Here is a 19442-nt window from a genome sequence, read left to right as displayed (position 1 = left end):
ATCACATCCCTTCAGCGAATAAATGATGCATAATAATGAATAAATATAACATAAAATTGCGGTATATCCTTGTTAGGAACTTGGACCAGCGCATGCTTCAATTCTTTCTTGGCTGTGGGCTGGTCCAAGTACTTATCCCAGTTTTAACATCCGCAAGATTTCTTGTTGGCGGTCGGGATCTTCATATGCTCCGCGCGATGCAATGGTCACTGTTTTGCTTCCCGGTTTCTTGATGCCCCGCATGGTCATACATAAATGTTCAGCCTCAATGATCACCATAACTCCGGCCGCATCAAGATCGTTTTCTAGGGTATCCGCAATAATATTGGTCATCCGTTCTTGAATTTGCGGTCGCTTGGCGACTAAATCAACCAATCTAGCCAGTTTTGATAAACCGGTTACCACGCCGTGGCGGGGGAGATATGCCACGTGTGCCTGGCCAAAAAAGGGCAAAAGATGGTGTTCGCAAGCCGAATAAAACGGAATATCTTTGACTAATACCACTTCATTGTGATCCACATGAAAACGGGCTGATAAGACTTCGGAAGGATCACGGTGAAGTCCTGAAAAAATTTCTTCATACATCCTGGCGACGCGAGCAGGGGTGTCTTGTAGTCCTTCCCGGTCTGGATCTTCCCCAATGGCTTCGAGTATCATACGAACAGCTTGTTCGATTTTTTCATGATCCACCAGGGGCGCATCGGATTCTTTAACAATCTCTGGCGGAGTCACAGCGATTACACCATCTCCTGATTTTGACGTAGCTTTTTTCGAACGCAAAGATTGCGACATAAACAATTCCTTCTCTCTTCTGGACTATTCATCCCGGGAATCATACGGCCGGTAGAATATTAGTGCCCAAATCAACTGAGGTACTTTCTCAATCATCAACCTCTATGGTACCGCAAAATAGGTATTGGGATCATCGTCAATCTCAGTCATTTGTGATGATGCGCACGAGAAAACCCGGTAAGTGGCTTTATTCGATACCCAGTCCTGCAATACCCGGTGATGATTAGTCCAGGAAAGAACCTATTGTATTTTAAGACGGAGCTGAACACACGATTAGCCGCGTGACTTTTGGATTTTACGCTATGCGGCGATAAGAGAATGAGACTAGGAATGCAGAAAGGAGCTCGGAGCTCTCGAGTCCTCATCTTTGTCCAGCACATAGCGATTTATTCCTGCCTGTTTAATGTGACAAGAGAGATACTAATCCGTCGGTAAGGAGGATAGAGGGGGACTCTGATTTTGCTTGAGACGAGTGAGCGACAAACACATGGATTTGTACTCATGATGGCGGGTGGGCTTGGAAATTCCCCTTGGGATTAAGAAATCACAGCGGTCTATTAAGCGCTCATATGGGCGCCGGCACGCTGGATATCTTCGGCAATCCTATCCATGGTTAAAGTGCCATCATGAAGGGCACGACTAATAAGCGCGCCTTTAGCACCCGCCTGATACATCGTCACCAGCTCGTGACTGTGGTGTATTTGGCCGGAGGTCCAAATACTAAAACCGTCTTGGGTAAGTTTTTCAATGAGGCGTAAATTGGCTGGCTCAGCCATTGTAGATGGACTTTGCGCAACCAGAACCAAATTGTGCAGTCCTGCCTCTTTGGCATGGATAATATGTTGATCAAGACCGATTCCATTTTCTACTGGGATACTGCCCCAGATCCGGTGTGCCCCGACAGCCCGAACAACTTTGTGAAGTAATAAAGGATCAGCCAACAGTGACCCTACCACAATATGTGAGGCTCCGTAAGATAGACGTTCTTTGGCGGTGCAGACTTTGTGAATGCCGCCGCCCACTGAGACCTGAGCGCTTTTATTCATCAGTGCCAACAGAAGTGCTGGGACAACAGATGCACGATTTTGTGCGGCGTCTAAGTCGATGACATGGAGTTGGTGGGCGCCTTGTTGAAGCCAATTTAAGGCAAGAGATAAAGGATTGGCTTCGATTCCGTGGCAGCGGATAAAGTGGTCGCCTTGCCACCGGATAACACGGCCTGAAGAAATGTGCATGACCGGAACGATATTGAATGGGGATGAAGTTGACACTTTCCGCACCTCCGGAATTAGTAGTTTTCCTGTTACATCTAATATATGTCAGAACTACGCAATATGCAAATAATATTTGTTAGTTTTGTATCGACTATACACAAAAAATTAACAAAAAACATAAAGTCGTGTAAGGTTTCGTCTTCGGCATCCACACCTCTTCGTTACTATTATATGATAATTATTACCGAGTCATAATATGGAGTCATAAATTGGCACAATTTTATGGGCGAAGGCGATGAACATACGCCAATGTCTGTCAGGTAGAAAATCGTCGGAAACGGGTTTTGAGTCGTTTGAGTAAGGAGGAAGGAAGACGGACAGCCTAATGGCCGTTAACCAGCAAAATGGGCATGTGATTTGCGCCAATATTAACATTTCCGGTTAATATAGTATTCAACAAGCCAAGGATGATAGGTGGTGTGATCCGTCGACGTCATTAGACAGACATTTCGGGAAGAGCCAACGGCTCTTGTGGTCAACCCACATTCCCGGACCGGACGTGAGCGATTTACCGAAGTCAAGAAGGCGCTTGCTAATGCGTTAAATTTGGTGGAAGCCATCTTACCAGAAGATGAAAAGGCGTTTCGAGAAGCTATCGAATCCTATTACCGGGCCGGAATTACCCGTTTTTTGATTGGAGGGGGTGATGGGACTCAATCGGCAGCGGCAAACATTTTGGCCCATCGGCCGGTGGTGATGGGTGTATTGCCTTTAGGAACCGGCAATACCTTCTTTTCGGGATTGAACTTACCCAATTCCCTCTCGCAACTTATCCCGGTTTTAGCTAATGGACCAGTGGTGCCGATTGATCTGGGTCTAGCACAAAGCGGGTCAGATCAACGTTACTTTTTAAATACAGCCACGTTAGGAGTTAGCGAACGTCTCACTCAATTATTAACAGCCGAATCGAAACGCAGATTAGGGTGGTTGGCATGGCCCAAAGGCGTGCGCAAAGCCATTATGCAAACACCGGTTTTTCAGGTGCGCATGGAATATTGGAACCGTGTCGATGTCTTTCGGACTCGCCAATTGATTGTAGCCAAAGGCCGCAATTTGGCAGGCCCTGTATTCATGCTCGATCATGCTTCTTATCAGGACGGTCGATTGCATGTATTTAGTTTAGGAGGGCAAGATTGGTGGTCCTTATTTAAAGTCGCAAGCCGTCTTCTTGTGGGGCGCCAAATTAGTGACCGCTCGGCGCATTATTGCGCTGTAAAAGACATTTTAGTCACGACTGAACCGATCATGGCGATTGATATTGATGGAGAAGTATGGAAAAAAACTCCTTGCCGGTTTTCGGTGCAACCCAGAGCTCTATCAGTGATTGCCCGTTTTAATTCGCATGTTGTCAATTTGAGCCCAAACGTGTCATAATAGTTCCATCGATCTAATCCGAGATGAATATTCCTCCTTCTGGATTGGGCTTTGTGAATTAGCTCACAACGACTAACTGTGGTATATTCCTCCCCTGCAAAAATCGAATGCATCCTAGCACCGATAGGTTCTGAATCCTCAAGCACATCTATGTTATACCTGTAATAGCGATTTCGCGATAATTAAATCCTATCAGCACGAATGTTAAGGAAATGCCCAACATTGGTGCAGGGGAGGGGAAAGCATGACACAATTAGGTTGGGCCGAATTGCAGTTCGGAGTAACAACAGTCTTTCACTTTTTCTTTGTGCCGGTCACCATTGGATTGGCCTTTTTAATCGCCATTATAGAAACGATATATGTTCGGACGAAAGATAAGGTATATCGGGATTTGGCGAAATTTTGGGGACATCTGTTTCTCATTAACTTCGCAGTCGGAGTTGTTACCGGATTATTGCAGGAATTCCAGTTTGGTTTAGACTGGGCGACGTATTCAAAGTTCGTTGGCGATGTCTTTGGTGCCCCCTTAGCCGTTGAAGCGCTAGCAGCCTTTTTCTTGGAATCAACGTTTATTGGAGCTTGGGCTTTTGGGTGGGATCGTTTATCCGCACGAGCTCATGCCGTCACGATTTGGTTAGTCGCATTGGGGACGAGTTTGTCAGCATTTTGGATTTTAACCGCGAACTCGTGGATGCAAGAACCTGTGGGATATGTGATTCGGGATGGTCGTGCCGTCATGACGAGCTTTGGCGATATTTTGACCAATCCGCAATTATGGGTGGAATTTCCGCACACGGAAATCGCCGCGATATTAACAGGTTCCTTCTTTATGCTATCAATTAGTGCCTACCAGATATGGCGGAAGAAAAATGTAGAAGCTTTTTCGCGCTCGTTTAAGATTTCCACAATTGTTGCGGCGATTACCAGTGTTTTGGTCATCGTGATTGGTGATGCCCAAGCAGCACACCTGGTGAAAGCTCAGCCAATGAAACTGGCTGCTGCCGAAGCATTGTGGAATACGAGTTCACAGCACGCTCCGTGGAGTGTCGTTGCCATCATTGATGCCAAGAAGCACACCGATCCATTTCAGATTCAAATTCCTGAAATGTTGACGATCTTAGCATATAAGCGGCTCTCCGGTGCCGTGGAAGGTATCAACCAAGTGCAAGCCCAGATGGTGCATCAATACGGTCCCGGAGATTATATCCCGCCGGTCGCGGTGACGTTCTATTCATTCCGTACCATGATTTTTGCGGGAACCGCCATGCTCGCGCTAGCCTATTATGCGCTGTACTTGTTGAAGAAAAATCGCTTTACGCAAAAAACATGGTTTCTTAAAGTTCTTACGTGGGCGATTGCCTTGCCATATTTGGCGAATTCAGCAGGATGGATCATGACTGAAGTGGGACGTCAACCATGGGTTGTCTATGGTTTGCAGTTAACGGAGCAAGGTGTTTCTCCGACGGCTTCAGTGCCAGCGCTGGATATAGAGTTGTCTCTACTCGGATTTTTAGTCTTTTACAGTGCTATGGCTTATGCGGCTGTTCACTTGTGGAAGAAAGCGATTGCAGAGGGTCTTGATCCCGATCCGGAATTGCAGCACAAACCCACCGAATCGAGTGATCTATTTGTTGGAACCGGTGGGGTTGCACGGTAAACCCCACCCTTATCCTTAAAGATTCCTTGAGCAAAAAAACATGCCAACAAAGAAGGTGAGATCATGTGGTTACGTGAATTATGGTTTGTGTTGGTGGGTATACTTTTTACCGGATATTTCATTCTGGAAGGATTTGATTACGGCGTTGGAATGCTACATCCATTCTTAAATCATACGGATCTCGAACGGCGAGCATCCTTAAACGCCATAGGACCTATTTGGTCCGCTAATGAGGTCTGGCTTGTCGCCGCGGGTGGTGCGTTATTTGCAGCCTTCCCTTATTGGTACGCAACGATGTTCAGCGGATTTTATTTGGCCTTAATTCTCATTCTATTAGCCCTCATTGTGCGGGGCGTGGGACTGGAATATCGCAGTCAGGACAAAAGTCCGAAATGGCGGGCAACCTGGGACTGGCTCATTTTTTCTGGTTCCTTGCTCACGACGATTTTATGGGGAATGGCCTTTGCCAATTTAGTCCGTGGGGTTCCGATTAACGGGCACATGGTTTATGTGGGCAATTTCGGTACCTTGTTTAATGGATTTAGCTTATGGGCGGCATTAACCTTTATCTTGTTGTTCTTAACCCAAGGAGGAGCCTACCTGGCTATTAAAGGGGATAGCCGTTCTCGCAAGCATGGCAAAATGGTGGCTCAAAGGACGGTGTGGCCGGCACTTATTGCACTCGTGATTTGGTTTGTATGGATGGACCGGTTGCCGAGCTCTGCTGGACATGTGGATACTCTTGCGATTCTTCTGCAAGTAGTGGCCGTGTTGGCACTGGTTCTGGCGCGATTCGCATCGTACTTAACCAAAAACGGGTGGACGCTGGTCTTGTTTAGTGTCTCCATTGCCTCCACAACCTTTAGCATTTTCCGGATTTTGTTTCCCCGGGTTATGGTCTCGAGTCTTAATCCGGCATGGAGTTTGACGATTTATAACGCATCGTCGACGAGTTATACTCTTGATATTATGTCTGTAACAGCTTTAATCATTTTGCCCATCATTTTGGGTTATCAAAGCTGGTTGTATTGGACATTCCGCAAGCCCGTAAATGACGAGGAGCTGGGGTATTAATGAATCCGCGGTTATTGAAAGAGGTCAAATCCGTTCGCATGCTACTGGGTCTCGTCGTGCTTCAAGGCGTGCTAAGCGGGATCTTGATTATCTTTCAAGCGTATGACCTTGCTGATATTGTCAACCGCGTATATCTTGATCACCAGGGATTTGTCCACGTTGAGCATACGATATGGAGTTTACTGTTCATCATTATCGCAAGAGCGCTCCTGACTCTTTTTGGAGAGACAGGAGCGCTCAGCTTAGCAACAAAAATTCAGGCACGGTTACGATTGCAATTAAGCCAGCGCATCTTAGATGCCGGGCCTTTATATGTCAATCGGGAGCAAACGGGGGAACTCGTCAATACTGTGATTAAAGGGGTAGAGGATCTCGAACCCTATTTAGCCCGTTATATTCCTCAAGTGGCAATTACTGCTTTAGTACCCACAATTATTTTAATTGAAGCCTTTATTAAAGATTGGATTACAGGGGTGATTTTGCTCGTTACCATCCCATTAATTCCATTTTTTATGATTCTGATCGGCCGTCAGGCCGAATCAAAGACTCAAAAGCAATGGGAAATGTTGAGCCGCCTAAGCGCCCATTTCTTGGATGTTTTGCAAGGGTTAACCACATTAAAGTTACTTGGCCAAAGTGGGCATCAAGCCCAAGGAATTGAGCGTGCTAGTGATGAATTTCGGCGGGCGACGATGGCTAGTCTGCGTATTGCGTTTTTGTCTGCTCTGGTACTCGAAATGCTCGCGTCTTTAAGTATGGCCATGGTCGCTGTGGGTATTGGACTGAGGTTGATTCCTGGGCTAATTTCATTTCAAACCTCATTTTTCTTGCTGGTATTGGTTCCCGAATTTTATTTACCGTGGCGCATGTTGGGAACCCGCTTCCATGACGGGTTAAATGGTATGGAAGCGGCTAAGCGCATCTTTCAAATTTTGGACGCTCCGCCTTTAGCGCAGTCACATGGAACCGTGCGGCTCGAGGATGTCGAACGTCCTTTAGTGTTTGATCAGGTATCTTTTCGCTACGAAGACCGGGAGCAATCAGCTATCGAAGATATTCGTGCGGTGGTTCACCCGCATGAACGGATTGCGATTGTTGGACCTAGTGGAGCGGGGAAAAGTACGTTGTTGTCGCTGGTCATGGGTTTTGCTCAACCGTCTCAAGGTGCTATTCGCTTGGGGACAGTTTCCTTGCAAAATGTTGACTTATTGTGGTGGCGTCAGCAGGTGAGCTTTTTAACACAGAACCCTTATATTTTTTCAGGTACCTTACGCGACAATTTGTTGATGGCCAATCCTCAGGCCTCAACAGACGACTTGGAACGCGCGTTAGAAATGTCCGGGTCCATGGAATTTGTGAAAATGTTGCCCCATGGCATGGATACGCATCTTGATGAAAAAGGACGGGGACTTAGCGGCGGTCAAAAACAGCGCTTAGCCATGGCACGAGCTTTCTTAAAGGATGCGCCCATTGTGCTAATGGATGAACCGACGGCCAATTTGGATCCTGAAACCGAGTCGGTATTGTGGCAGTACTTAGATAAACTGTTAGAAAATCGCACGGCTTTGGTTGTGGCACACCGGTTATCCACGGCGAGACGACTTGACAAGATTTGGGTGATGAATCAGGGACGATTGGTACAACAAGGCACATTGCGAGAACTCGAAACGTCCCACGGGCTGTACCATGAGTTGACACGAGCATACCGGGCATCTGGTCAGGAGGGATTATATGCAGCGCTATCTAAGCATGCTAAAACCTTATAAATGGTGGGTGGTTTTAGCGCTTTTGATGGGGACCTTCACAGTGGGCGCCAATATGGGACTCATGTCCACCTCGGCGTATTTAATCGCTAAGGCTGCTCAACATCCTTATACCATTTTGCTGCTATGGGTGCCGATTGTGGGAGTCCGGTTTTTTGGTACTTCGCGTGGTGTGTTTCGATATCTTGAACGTTATATTTCTCATGACGTCACTTTTCAGCTTCTTAAAGAACTACGGGTGTTTGTGTACCGGCACCTAGAACCTTTGATTCCAGGCAAACTGGGGTCGTATCATTCCGGAGATTTGCTGAGCCGGGTTGTTGGGGACATTGATGTACTCCAAAATCTCTATCTTGGTCTTTTTTCTCCTCCCATTATTGCCATCTTGACATTTGTGATGGCGGTGGCTTTTATGGATGTCTTTGGATACCGTCTAGCCAGTGCTCTTGCGCTCTTTTTGCTGATTAGTGGCTTCGTGGTGCCCTTTGTGACACAGTGGACAGCAAACCGGACCAGTGGGGCCATGGTCAGAGCCAGAGCGGCATTAAGTACGGAACTGGTGGAGATTATTAACGGCAATACGGATATTTTGGCATTGGGGCAGGAAGCTCATCACCTTAACACATTGCAGACCTCTATCCACCAATGGACGAAGCGACGCATGTTTTTGCATTGGATTAGCGGAATTGGTGCGGCTCTGATGCAGGGATTGAACAATGCGGCTATGTGGGTCATATTGGTGATCGGTATTGCCCTGGTGAGTACGCACCATTTGGCCCCGGTTCTCTTACCTGTAGTCGTATTATTAAGTTTAGCCAGCTTTGAAGCCGTTAACGCGCTTCCTGCGGCTTTTCAGTTTCGCGGACAAGTGGTTGAAGCCGCGTCCCGCATTAATGAATTGGTGGATAAAAGAGTCCCGGTTCAATCCGGGACGCTAAGGGCTGAGGATATTCTTCATCGAGGGAATCCTCCAACTGTGGCGTTTGACGATGTGCATTTTTCTTATGGGCAAACCGGTCCAGAGATTTTACGCGGAATGCACTTTGCTATTGCTGCGGGAACTCATGTGGCTATCGTTGGGCCTAGCGGCGCGGGAAAAACTACCGTGGCGGGAATTGTGTCTGGATTATGGCCTTATCAACAGGGGCATGTGCTAATCAATGGAGTAGACCTGGACGATGTGTATCCCCAGGATCTCGCTCATTTAGTTTCTGTGGTGGAACAAGAACCTCATTTGTTTAACACCACGTTAAGGCAAAATCTTCTCCTGGCCAATCCTGACGCCACCGAAGCACAATTGATGGCCGCTGTGCAGATGGCACAATTATCTGAACTCGTTGGTATACTGCCCAAAGGCCTAGAAACGGTGATTGGGGACCAGGGCGCTCAATTATCGGGAGGAGAACGTAAGCGCATTGCTATTGCGCGCATGATTCTTCAAAATACCCCGATTGTGGTCATGGATGAGGCCACAGAAGGGCTCGATGCGTTAACCGAGCGGGAAATCATTCAAGCATTGCGCAAATGGGCTGCACAAAAAACGATGATATGGATTACACACCGCTTATCGAATCTCGATGCCTTTGACAGTGTGATTGTTCTCTCTCATGGACTCGTTGTTGAAGCGGGTCCGGCCAAAGAGTTGGTACAGAAAAATGGCCTATTTACGCGCATGCTAAGTGCTGAAGAGCAAAGTGTCGAATGGAGCGCCGTCAAGACGCCCGATCATGTGGCCTCGATTTAGAATGGAACAGGTCTAAACTCTCAGGTGCACGGGAGTCTTACGAATTGCGGCCTTTGATATTGACATGGCCGAGGACTGATTCTAAGCCGGCTTGCACTAAATCGGGAGGCAAGTGCCCGTGTGAGTAGAAATAATAACTGTCAAATGACCATTTCATTAGATGAGCGCTGACTCCATGCAGGGCGATATCCGTTTTTCCCCCATACATGGTATTGGATAAAATGAGCGTCGCCTCACTGCCGCCTTCGTACATAATACAAAAGACTTCCGGTTTGTAGAGGGGGACCTCTCCGGTATTGGTGAGTTCCCGGATGACGGTAGCTGCCGCAATATCTGCTTGAATAATCGCTAAATGTCCCAGTTTCGGCAAAGTTAAAGCATTGACATCGCCCGCGGCAAAAATATTGGGATAGGATAAATGGCGCATGGCATAGTCGGTCGGCACAAATCCCTTATCATCGCCTAACCCTGAATATTTAATGAGGGTTGGACCTACATAGGGAGGAATCACAATGGTCAACGCACTAGGTAGTTCGGTTCCATCCGAAAATTGAACAGAATGTTCAGTAATAGCTTGAATGTTTTTGCGGGGATAGACAGTGACTCCCCGGGTATTAAGGCGTTCACGTAAAATATGGTGGACGGTCGTTCCCACGTCTTCAAGAAATTCGTGACCCGGAGTAAAGAGGGTAATCGTGCTTTTTTGACGTTTGTTTACGCGCCTGAGGTCATGGTCCAACATAAATGTGACTTCTCCCATGGGCCCTTCGCAGGCGATGTCTAAATGCGGAACATGAACACTGTGGCCCCATTCCGTTTTGGCGGCACCCAAAACGATGGGTCCTCCTTTAAACTTTTGTAGGGCAGCATGCAGTCTCGGCGCCTCAATATCGTCACAGACCGAATATCCAAAATGGCGATACCCTTCGATTGCGTCATAATCTTTGACAATGCCGGTGGTGATGAAGAGATAGTCATATGGCAGTTGTTGGCCATTGGATAGTGCTACCGTTTGTTTTACAGGATCAATATATTGCGCGGTGGCTTGAATAAAGCGAGCCCCAGCCCGGTCCGCAATCGGTTGCAATTTGTGGCGAAACACATCAACTGGCGTCCCTACTAAGGCGACATCGGGCATGCCAGGTTTTTGTAATGTGTAATCCCGGGAGTCGACCAAGGTGATATCTGCATGATGATATAGAGCATTATGCAAACGATACAGTATGCGAAGACCAGCAAACCCTCCTCCAAGAATCACCATTCGTGTTCGCGGCATTCGTTCCATAAGACTAACTCCTCACTCGAGAAACAGCGAGAAGGTTGCGCATAGCTCGCTGGATCTATTTCGATTTGGCCATAGTTCATGATACCATTATTTCTTTTCCTATTCTCTTCCGTCAACAACACGCAACCGATAACAACCTTGCGGGTTATTCGTCATAAATTGATAAAATTCCTGCAAGACAACAACAAGAAACCGCAGGACGATAGCCTGCGGCAGGAAAATTCACTTGGTGGGCCGAAAGTTAGGGAATTAAGCGCGATAAAGGTACCGCAATCACATAGCCCCAACCGTTGGTGACAAAGACGGTACCGCCGACAACAACTGGATCGACAACGCCGAAGCTGCCGCCGATTTTCACACTGCGGAGCAATTTCCCGGTGAGGGCGTTGAGGACACTCAAATAAGGCCCGTTTGGCACAATCAGATAACCATCAACATACGTCCCGGCTCCATGCGAAACTTTAGGCAAAGGCGTTTGCCAAAGGATCTGACCGGTTGTGGCGTTGATGGCGACTTCATCATGGGTGACAGGTGAGAGATTATAGACAATCCCAGCGTGTTCCATGAGTGCAGCACTGCCCTTGAACGGTGGGGTGGGTTTGCCCGGACCTAAAATGTCTTGCCAGACTAATTGTCCAGTGGCCGCATTTAGGGCAAAAATGCTTTGTTCTTCATGGGTTGCCGTGCGGTTAACAACACCTTCATCGAACACCAGACCTAAATGAGGAGAAACTGCTGGGGTTGCTTCACCAAGCCCATTGGCACTGAGATTGTTGGGAGCAAACTGCCATAAAATTTTCCCAGTGCTAGCGGAGATCGCATAAAGATATCCGGGATCGGTACCCCCTGTCAAAATCTCAGTTTGACCAGTTTGGGGATTTGTCCACCAGTTGAGCGAATCCATGTTATTGAACGAATGGATCGTAGTCTTCCACAATTCCTGGCCTGTTTTCACATTAAGAGCATAGACATGCCCACCTCCGGTCGCAAAATAAATGGCATTATGATAAATTACGGGGGTCGGCATGACTTCGCCTAATGTTGGGAAAGTCCATAAGGGCTTGCCAGTTTTTTGACTAAAAGCTTCAACTCCTGAGAAACTGTAGCCGCGAATCACAGGGTTCCCCGCTTTATACACTGGCAACTGTCCATATTGAAAACCTGCATCTCCGATGCCAATAAGGACTTCGCCATCAGCAATCAAGGGATTGGACATATTAGCGTTTACCGTGGTGTTGTCCCATAAGACGTGTCCATTTAATGCATTGAGCGCATATACATAGTGGGTGTTGGTATCGGCGTAGACGACGCCATCGACAAAGGATGCACCTACCGGATCACCAAATTGGTGATTGGTCGCAATGGCCGCGCCGGTGGGGCCTAACAGGCTTTCATCGACGGGAGGTGATGAGAGGCTCGGTAATCCTTCAAATTCGCGGAATTGCCATGAAACCCCTTTGTTGAGCAATTTATTTGACGTGTCAAATACCGCATTATGCTGTTGATTATAGTCAAACGAGGTCCATTGGCTGGGACCGGTCGCAAGTGGGGCAGGATGATGAGGGGCACCTAAAGAGGAACCCACGGTTCCACATCCTGCTAACGCTAATGATAAGACAGACGCGGCGACAATCCGCATAGAGCGATTCACCATCCTAAATCCCCCCTAATAATCAGAAAAATTAATAATCATCCATCATAAAAGGGTTACGAGAGAATGGGAGGATTTGGATGCGATCGTTCTTAAATTTTTATAAAATTTTTTAGGGAATATCCCGGAACATTGATAGTCAGAGTGGTAATAAGATAATTAGGGTCTAAGGGCTTTATGATGATCTGGCAGGGAGAAATAGGTGAGCACGCCGCCGCCCACGGCCCACAACCATACTATCGCCGTGACAGGCCATAACAGTCCTCCAAGAAGTCCGAAACTAACCAATTTTAATAGCCAAACTATCAACAACAGGCTTAATTGAATGGCGCCACTCGCGAATTTACCCATTATTAAGGATCCGATACCGGGAGCGAAGACATTAACCACAGTGCCGACTAATGCCAAAGTTTTTCGCATGAAACTACCCTTCTTTCTTGGAAAACAGGACCGTCATCAATGAGTAAATACCCTTTTATTTTATTATACCATAGCAGTAAGCATGACTTAGGTCGCTGAGCCGTTGTCCATGACAAAGCGGTCTAACGAATGGAAAGAGGTGCGACGGTCATATTGTCATGACGATGCCGTTTAGACAATGTATTAGCACCTCCCGCCCGGAAAGGCCGCTTTACATGTTGGCGATAAATTATATGCCGCAATTTTGTTTGTTTTTAGGTTTTCCGCATCCCAACGGACCTCTTATGAGCACGTTTTTGGCTTCTTTGCTTCGGCGGGCCCTTTGCCAGCAAAAATATCAATATGAACAGTTGGATCATCATTCCCATATGGGATCTGGATGGAGTTTTGGCGAATAGGGAATGGTGGGCGGCTGATCAAGACCAGATGACTGCAAGGATAATGCAAAATTATTTCCGACCTGGTCCTTAGGGCCAGGTTGAAGGGACCTTCTTCATAACTTTACCAAAATGCGCCGTCAGGCCCGACCTGCCAGTCCGCGGTCATTGAGCTATCCATTATGGCGATGCCAAAAGATGCTCGGAGTTTGTTACAAAGGAGCTTATCATCGAACGCTGGAATGCCTTCGGTACGACTTTGGATTCGGACCGTGTGTTTATAAAGCCCGTGCAAAGATCTATCGCGGTGCCGTATATGATCTCCAATCCCTATTATTTTTTGGGCGGTTTCAGTCTGAATGGCCCCTCATCGAGCAGAGAATTCAAGAAATGAATGATGAGCAGCAGTGTCAACAATATCTTCAGGATTTTTTGGTGATGACGCTTTCTTTAGCTGCATCCAGCGTCAACATTCTTATGATGTGATTCCTAGGGAAAATTTTTTACAGGAGTTTTTCAGGACCAATGGAGATCATGTAAAGCTTAGCGTGTTATAGAAAGGTTATGGAACGCGTGTTGGCTGAATAAATTGCGGGGAGTGAGGATGGATTTTCGCTGTCTGCGGAACAAAATTTGTATACTAAAAAAGAATGGCTGAATGAGAACATGCTCATAGTCATCCATCAGGCTTTTGGCAAAGGAGCGGTCAATTGTTGGACTACGAGTTGCGCGCTAGGCCGGATACATGTCATTGGGGATATTTTGATAATCAACTCGACCCGGTTTTGCGCGTGGAGTCGGGAAGCGTGGTGCGCGTGGAATGTTTGAGTCACCGCGCAGGAGATGCACCGGATCTGATGATGAATGATAGCGCATTAGCTGTATATGAAGCCCTGGAATACGAGGAGCGAGGCCCTGGTGGCCATATTGTTACGGGTCCCATCGCTCTCAAAGGAGCGATGCCTGGTGATACGCTCGAATGTCGTCTCTTAGGTGTTGAATATCCTTTGGCATATGGGTCCAATTTGGCAGCTAAATGGGGATGGCTATATAACCAGGGCGAAACTCCTCTGAAAACCTCAGAATATGTCACAATTTACAAAATTGACGGTGAGGCGGCTATGCCTGTGTTTCAATATCCCTGGCCTTCCGAACGAAATAGCCGCAAGGGCGATTTGATTTTTCCAGATGATGTCACGCGTTTACCGTGTACGCCTTACCGCATTCCATTAAGACCCCATTTAGGGATTTGCGGCGTAGCACCCAAGATACCAGGAAAGGTGTCTACAATTCCTCCAGGAGTGTTCGGCGGCAATGTTGATAACCGCCATTTTATGCCGGGCACAGCGATGTATTATCCCGTTCAAGTACCCGAGGCCCTGATATTTATGGGCGATACCCATCTAGCAGAAGGGGATGGCGAAGTATCTGGCACGGCCATAGAAGGACATTTGACGGTTCGGGTTCAGCTTACGCTTCACCGCCATTGGGCGGTTCCGGGACCGGTATTGGAAACTGCGGAGGCTTGGATGGTACATGGATTTGGAGAAACTCTGGATAAGGCCATGACGGACACCTTGGAGCGATCATTACGGTTTTTAAAATCTCGTGGTTTAGACGAAGCCCAGGGATATGCGTTGTTAAGCGCAGGCGGAGATTTTCAGATTACGCAAGTCGTGAATTCGATTAAAGGGATTCATGCGGTGATACCCAAAAAACTGTTTAACCATGACTCAAAGGAGTGAAAGGGATGCTAACCATTGACATCAATTGCGACATGGGCGAAAGTTTTGGCGCTTATACAATGGGAAATGATGCGCGCATTATGCCCTATATTTCTTCGGCCAATGTTGCCTGTGGCTTTCATGCTGGTGATCCCCGTGTCATGAGGAAAACGGTTCAGTTGGCTAAAGAGCACCAAGTTCGCGTGGGCGCTCATCCTAGCTTTCCGGATTTGGTAGGTTTCGGACGGCGTAATATGCTCCTGTCTTACGAAGAGATTCGGAGTGACGTCTTGTATCAAATCGGAGCGTTATCAGCCTTTGCCGCTGAGGCAAAATGGCCTTTGCAACATGTGAAACCCCATGGACAACTCAACAATATGGCTATGACCAATCCTGTCTATGCTGAAGCCATTGTTGACGCAATTGCTGCCTTTAATCCCGAATTGATTGTGATTAGCTATGGGGGGTTGTTAATGGAAGCGGCACAAGCCAAGGGATTGACCGTGGCTTATGAAGTGTACGCGGACCGGGCCTATCAGGCCGATGGACAACTCGTGCCGAGAAGCATGCCGGGCGCGGTCATTCATGATGTTCATCAGGTACTCGAGCGCGTCATGCATATGATTACTCACCAGGAAATTGTGGCGATTTCTGGTGAACATCTGCCCCGGAAGATTGATACCGTTTGTGTCCACGGGGATACTCCGGGGGCCGATGAAATCGCCATGCGTCTATCAAGTTTTCTAAGAAGTCAAAATGTCCACATTGCGCCTTTAAGCTCCTTAGATCGTTAATTGTGATACAAATTCGCCTGGTTTTACGTGCGCAAGAATGAATGCTCAGTCGTTGAATGCGTCTATTATCTCTTCACCAAAACCAGATGCGGTCTAAAATGCTGGAAATATTATTCTCTCAGGGTTTGATCACGGAGATGAAGAAGTGAGGCATTGAGCGTGTCACGCAAACTTTGGGGTAACCTCTTTTTGGCAATGGCGGCATCGATTTGGGGCGGCATGTATGTGGTCAGTAAAGTCGTCTTGACCAGAATCCCTCCGGTTCCGTTAGTATGGCTTCGTTATGTTTTGGGGATTGCCGCGCTTATCGTAGTGGGAAAAATATGGCGGGTGTCGTGGCGCCTTGAACGTCGCGATTGGTTTTTGGTTGGCATTTTGGGTTTGGTTGGTTACACCATTTCCATTTGGGCGCAATTTCTTGGAACTGCTCTTTCGACTGCGCAATGGGGAGCCATTATTACCGCGGCTACCCCGGCGTTTATGGTGATCTTTGCTTATGGAATATTGAAAGAACCGCTGACGTGGGCAAAAATGACCGCGGTTGTGCTCGCGTCATTAGGCGTCGTCATGATTGTCGGATTGGGACCGTCCACAGCGCATTTACGTTTAGGGGGCATTATTTTAGTCGTCGCAGCGCTGACATGGGCGCTGTTGTCCGTTCTGATCAAAAAGGTCCCTGCGCATTATTCTTTGGTAGTGATTACGACCTATGCCCTTAGTGTCGCGACGATTCTCTTAACACCGTTCGCTTTGCCGTGGTTTGTTGAACACGCCGTTCTTATGCGGTTTCTAAGTCCCGGGTTGTGGTGGGGAATTGTGTACCTGGGAGTAATTTCGACAGCCGTGGCATTTTTTTTATGGAATCAAGGACTAGCGATGGTGGAGGCGGGCAGTGGCGCCGTCTATTTCTTTTTTCAGCCGTTAACCGGTACAGTCTTGGGATGGTGGTTTCTCCGTGAGCGGCCTAATTCGGGGTTTTGGCTCGGGGCGTTGCTTATTGTGATGGGGGTATGGCTTGTGATAAGCCAGGAGCGAAAGACAACCAAAAAACATCATTCAAGATTTGAAAACAAGGTTTGAAAAACGAAACTTGGTGCACGGTATTCCAATTTAGAAAATTTAATTTGTTTTGCAGGAATTTTATGAAGATCTGTCGAAATATATCCACGTCAGGATGGGAGGCATGGTTGTGAAGGAAAACTTCGAATCACCTACATCGCCGTCAGCACCGTTGTCAACATCATTGTTGAAACCCATCGTGCCACAAAGTGTTGCGGAGGAGGTATATCAACAACTCCGGCAAGCGATTGTTGATGGAGATTTGCCGCCAGGCCACCGCCTTGTTGAGCGGTCTCTGGCGGAATCGTTACAAGTATCCCGGACACCTGTGCGGGAAGCTTTAAAACAGCTTATGTCAGAAGGACTGGTTAGTGTCGATGGACACCGGGGATTGATTGTTTCACGGCTTTCGGTGGAGTCCATACGCGAAGCTTACCAAGTCCGTGAAGTTTTGGAAGGGTTAGCCGCCCGGCTCGCGGCCGAAAATCATTATAATCCCGATGACATGCTTAAGCTCGAGGACGCTTTGCTCAAGATGGAATCGGGCCAGCTCAGTCCTAAGGAATTTGACGCGGTTCATGGTGTGTTTCACGACACCATCGCCAAAATGTCAGGAAACAGCTATGTGATTCATGGTTTACAAGATTTATCTGCGTTTCGGACACGCATGGTGTCTTTGAATTGGATACCTAAGACACGGGTGAATACTTCACTCGCCGAACACCGCGCTATATTCAACGCGATTCGCAATGGCCAAGCCGATGAAGCGGAAAAACAGGCCAGAGGCCACGTGGCGAGGACGCGTCAAACTCTTATTAGCCGGTTAACGGGTGAAAGTCCATAGCATCAATTGTCATTATGAGGGGGGATTTTGTTTATGGCATCCAAAACAATATGGGCTTTAGCCGCCATATCCACATTAACCTTAGGTTTAGCAGGATGTGGTTCGTCGTCTGCGCAAAGTTCGCCAACGTCCACATCGTCATCCAGCTCACAAGTGGCCCAAGCTCCTGTTAGCGGAGGAACACTTAATGTGGGAATTGATTCAGATTTTGTGACGTTAAATCCTGCGATGTCATCGGCATTAATTGATCGACAAGCATTTATCAATATTTTTGATCCCTTACTCAAATTATCACCCACAATGACAGTCGAACCCAATCTCGTTACACATTGGACGATTACCAATGGTGGCAAAACCTATACTCTATTCTTACGTCATGGTGTCAAGTTTCAAGATGGTACGCCATTTAATGCTCAAGCTGTGATTTACAATTGGGACTGGGAAATGAATCCCGCCAATGCTAGCCCCAGACGAAGCAATTTAGCTTTAGTACAAAGTTTGTCGGCGCCTAATCCCTATGAAGTAGTAGTCAATCTTAAAGCGCCATATTCCGCGTTTTTGTCTATCTTGACGGGACGAACGGGGATGATTTCCTCGCCGACCGCCATGAAGAAGTGGGGAAGTGCTTATGGTCTACATCCGGTGGGGACGGGGCCATTTAAGTTTGTCCAGTGGATTAAAAATGACCACATGATTCTGGAAAAAAATCCTTTGTACTGGCAAAAAGGGAAACCCTACCTCAACAAAATTGTTTATACGCCGATTACCAATCCGGTTCAGGAATATAATGCCTTAGTAACGGGTCAGGTGAATGTTATTGATAGCGTGCCCTTCCAAGATGTCAGTAGCCTCTCATCGAACTCATCGCTCAAATTTGCAGAAAAGCCAGGACTCGGCTATGCCGATATGGAACTTAATACCCAAGCGGCGCCCTTTAACAATGTGCATAACCGGGAAGCCATTAACTACGCCATTAACCGTGAAGCGCTTAACCAGTTGCTCTACTTTGGTCATGCAATTCCGGCGTATACGCAGTTTTCTCCGGCATCGTGGGCCTATGATCCCAACATTCGTGTACCTTTTTCGGATACTTTGGCTAAGGAACAATTGGTGAAAGCCGGTAATCCTCATGGGTTTTCTTTCACCTTGCTCGGGGACAATAATCCGGTCACCATCCAAGAGATGCAAGCAATCCAAAGCGAGTTAGCCAAAGTCGGCATCACCATGCATATCGAGCCGGTCGATTTCACGACCTTGTTGACCGACGCGATTAATGGCAATTTTCAAGCGGATTTATTGGGATGGAGTGGAAGACCTGATCCTGATCAAAATAGTTATGCATTTGATACCACAGGTGGCAGTTTTAATGACCCACGCTACTCGAATCCTGAGGTCGATAGCCTGTTGTTAAAGGCGCGGGAAGCTTCGTCTCAAAGCGTGCGCAAACAATACTATGATCAGGCGGCTGCAATTGTCTTGCATCAAGCACCCTACATCTTTTTGGAGTACACCCCCGTGATTCAGGCGTGGTCCCCCTCGGTGCATGGCTTTACGGTTTATCCCGATGGGTTAATGCGGTTTAGTGATGTGTGGATAAAGTAGGGCGGAGA

General features: G+C 47.4%; 15 protein-coding genes. 10 read left to right on the top strand and 5 right to left on the bottom strand.

Annotated features, from left to right (window positions below; all coding sequences use genetic code 11):
• Positions 1–132: 132 nt before the first annotated feature.
• Together folE and AOA63_RS17125 are read right to left on the bottom strand one after the other, a co-directional pair.
• Positions 133–693, bottom strand: coding sequence for a GTP cyclohydrolase I FolE (folE, locus tag AOA63_RS17130; RefSeq protein ID WP_197648421.1), 561 nt, complete (start codon positions 691–693; stop codon positions 133–135).
• Positions 694–1349: 656 nt separating this feature from the next.
• On the bottom strand, positions 1350–2063 hold the full coding sequence (locus tag AOA63_RS17125) for a HisA/HisF-related TIM barrel protein (protein ID WP_053960993.1): 714 nt from the start codon (positions 2061–2063) through the stop codon (positions 1350–1352).
• 474 nt (positions 2064–2537) lie between these two features.
• Here AOA63_RS17125 and AOA63_RS17120 point away from each other — a divergent pair, with 474 nt between their 5' ends.
• From AOA63_RS17120 to cydC, 5 genes are all read left to right on the top strand, one after another.
• Positions 2538–3440, top strand: coding sequence for a diacylglycerol/lipid kinase family protein (locus AOA63_RS17120; RefSeq protein ID WP_053960992.1), 903 nt, complete (start codon positions 2538–2540; stop codon positions 3438–3440).
• A 244-nt stretch (positions 3441–3684) separates the two neighbouring features.
• Positions 3685–5097 carry a cytochrome ubiquinol oxidase subunit I gene (locus AOA63_RS17115; protein ID WP_020376473.1) on the top strand — a complete coding sequence of 471 codons (1413 nt, stop codon included), beginning with the start codon at positions 3685–3687 and terminating at the stop codon, positions 5095–5097.
• 63 nt (positions 5098–5160) lie between these two features.
• Positions 5161–6171 carry a cytochrome d ubiquinol oxidase subunit II gene (gene cydB, locus AOA63_RS17110; RefSeq protein ID WP_053960991.1) on the top strand — a complete coding sequence of 337 codons (1011 nt, stop codon included), beginning with the start codon at positions 5161–5163 and terminating at the stop codon, positions 6169–6171.
• Positions 6171–7937: a thiol reductant ABC exporter subunit CydD gene (gene cydD / locus AOA63_RS17105; protein ID WP_053960990.1), complete on the top strand. Its 1767-nt coding sequence runs from the start codon at positions 6171–6173 to the stop codon at positions 7935–7937. The genes cydB and cydD overlap by 1 nt, the downstream gene beginning before the upstream one ends.
• The gene (gene cydC / locus AOA63_RS17100; RefSeq protein WP_053960989.1) at positions 7903–9678 is read left to right on the top strand and encodes a thiol reductant ABC exporter subunit CydC; all 1776 of its coding nucleotides are present in this window, start codon (positions 7903–7905) and stop codon (positions 9676–9678) included. Before cydD ends, cydC begins: the two co-directional genes overlap by 35 nt.
• 37 nt (positions 9679–9715) lie before the next feature.
• Here cydC and AOA63_RS17095 read toward each other — a convergent pair whose 3' ends face one another.
• The 3 genes from AOA63_RS17095 to AOA63_RS17085 all read right to left on the bottom strand — a co-directional run bounded on the left by AOA63_RS17095 (position 9716) and on the right by AOA63_RS17085 (position 13034).
• Positions 9716–10963, bottom strand: coding sequence for an NAD(P)/FAD-dependent oxidoreductase (locus AOA63_RS17095; protein ID WP_053960988.1), 1248 nt, complete (start codon positions 10961–10963; stop codon positions 9716–9718).
• 241 nt (positions 10964–11204) lie between these two features.
• Entirely contained in the window at positions 11205–12617 is a 1413-nt protein-coding gene (locus AOA63_RS17090) for a PQQ-binding-like beta-propeller repeat protein (protein ID WP_053960987.1), read from the bottom strand.
• Between the two features lie 156 nt (positions 12618–12773).
• Entirely contained in the window at positions 12774–13034 is a 261-nt protein-coding gene (locus AOA63_RS17085; RefSeq protein ID WP_053960986.1) for a hypothetical protein, read from the bottom strand.
• Positions 13035–14121: 1087 nt separating this feature from the next.
• On the opposite strand from AOA63_RS17085, the gene AOA63_RS17070 reads away from it, so the two are divergent.
• The 5 genes from AOA63_RS17070 to AOA63_RS17050 all read left to right on the top strand — a co-directional run bounded on the left by AOA63_RS17070 (position 14122) and on the right by AOA63_RS17050 (position 19434).
• Positions 14122–15156: an acetamidase/formamidase family protein gene (locus AOA63_RS17070; RefSeq protein WP_053960983.1), complete on the top strand. Its 1035-nt coding sequence runs from the start codon at positions 14122–14124 to the stop codon at positions 15154–15156.
• 5 nt (positions 15157–15161) lie between these two features.
• The gene (locus AOA63_RS17065) at positions 15162–15929 is read left to right on the top strand and encodes a LamB/YcsF family protein (protein ID WP_053960982.1); all 768 of its coding nucleotides are present in this window, start codon (positions 15162–15164) and stop codon (positions 15927–15929) included.
• A gap of 159 nt (positions 15930–16088) precedes the next feature.
• The gene (locus tag AOA63_RS17060; RefSeq protein WP_082344112.1) at positions 16089–17009 is read left to right on the top strand and encodes a DMT family transporter; all 921 of its coding nucleotides are present in this window, start codon (positions 16089–16091) and stop codon (positions 17007–17009) included.
• 109 nt (positions 17010–17118) lie between these two features.
• Positions 17119–17832 carry a GntR family transcriptional regulator gene (locus tag AOA63_RS17055; protein ID WP_242848404.1) on the top strand — a complete coding sequence of 238 codons (714 nt, stop codon included), beginning with the start codon at positions 17119–17121 and terminating at the stop codon, positions 17830–17832.
• 33 nt (positions 17833–17865) lie between these two features.
• Complete coding sequence (locus tag AOA63_RS17050) at positions 17866–19434, top strand: ABC transporter substrate-binding protein (RefSeq protein WP_053960980.1); 1569 nt, start codon at positions 17866–17868, stop codon at positions 19432–19434.
• Positions 19435–19442 lie beyond the last annotated feature (8 nt).

Source organism: Sulfobacillus thermosulfidooxidans, from assembly GCF_001280565.1.
Classification (GTDB): domain Bacteria; phylum Bacillota; class Sulfobacillia; order Sulfobacillales; family Sulfobacillaceae; genus Sulfobacillus; species Sulfobacillus thermosulfidooxidans_A.
Note: the sequence above shows the minus strand (reverse complement) of the source record. Positions and strands in the feature narration are given on the sequence as shown.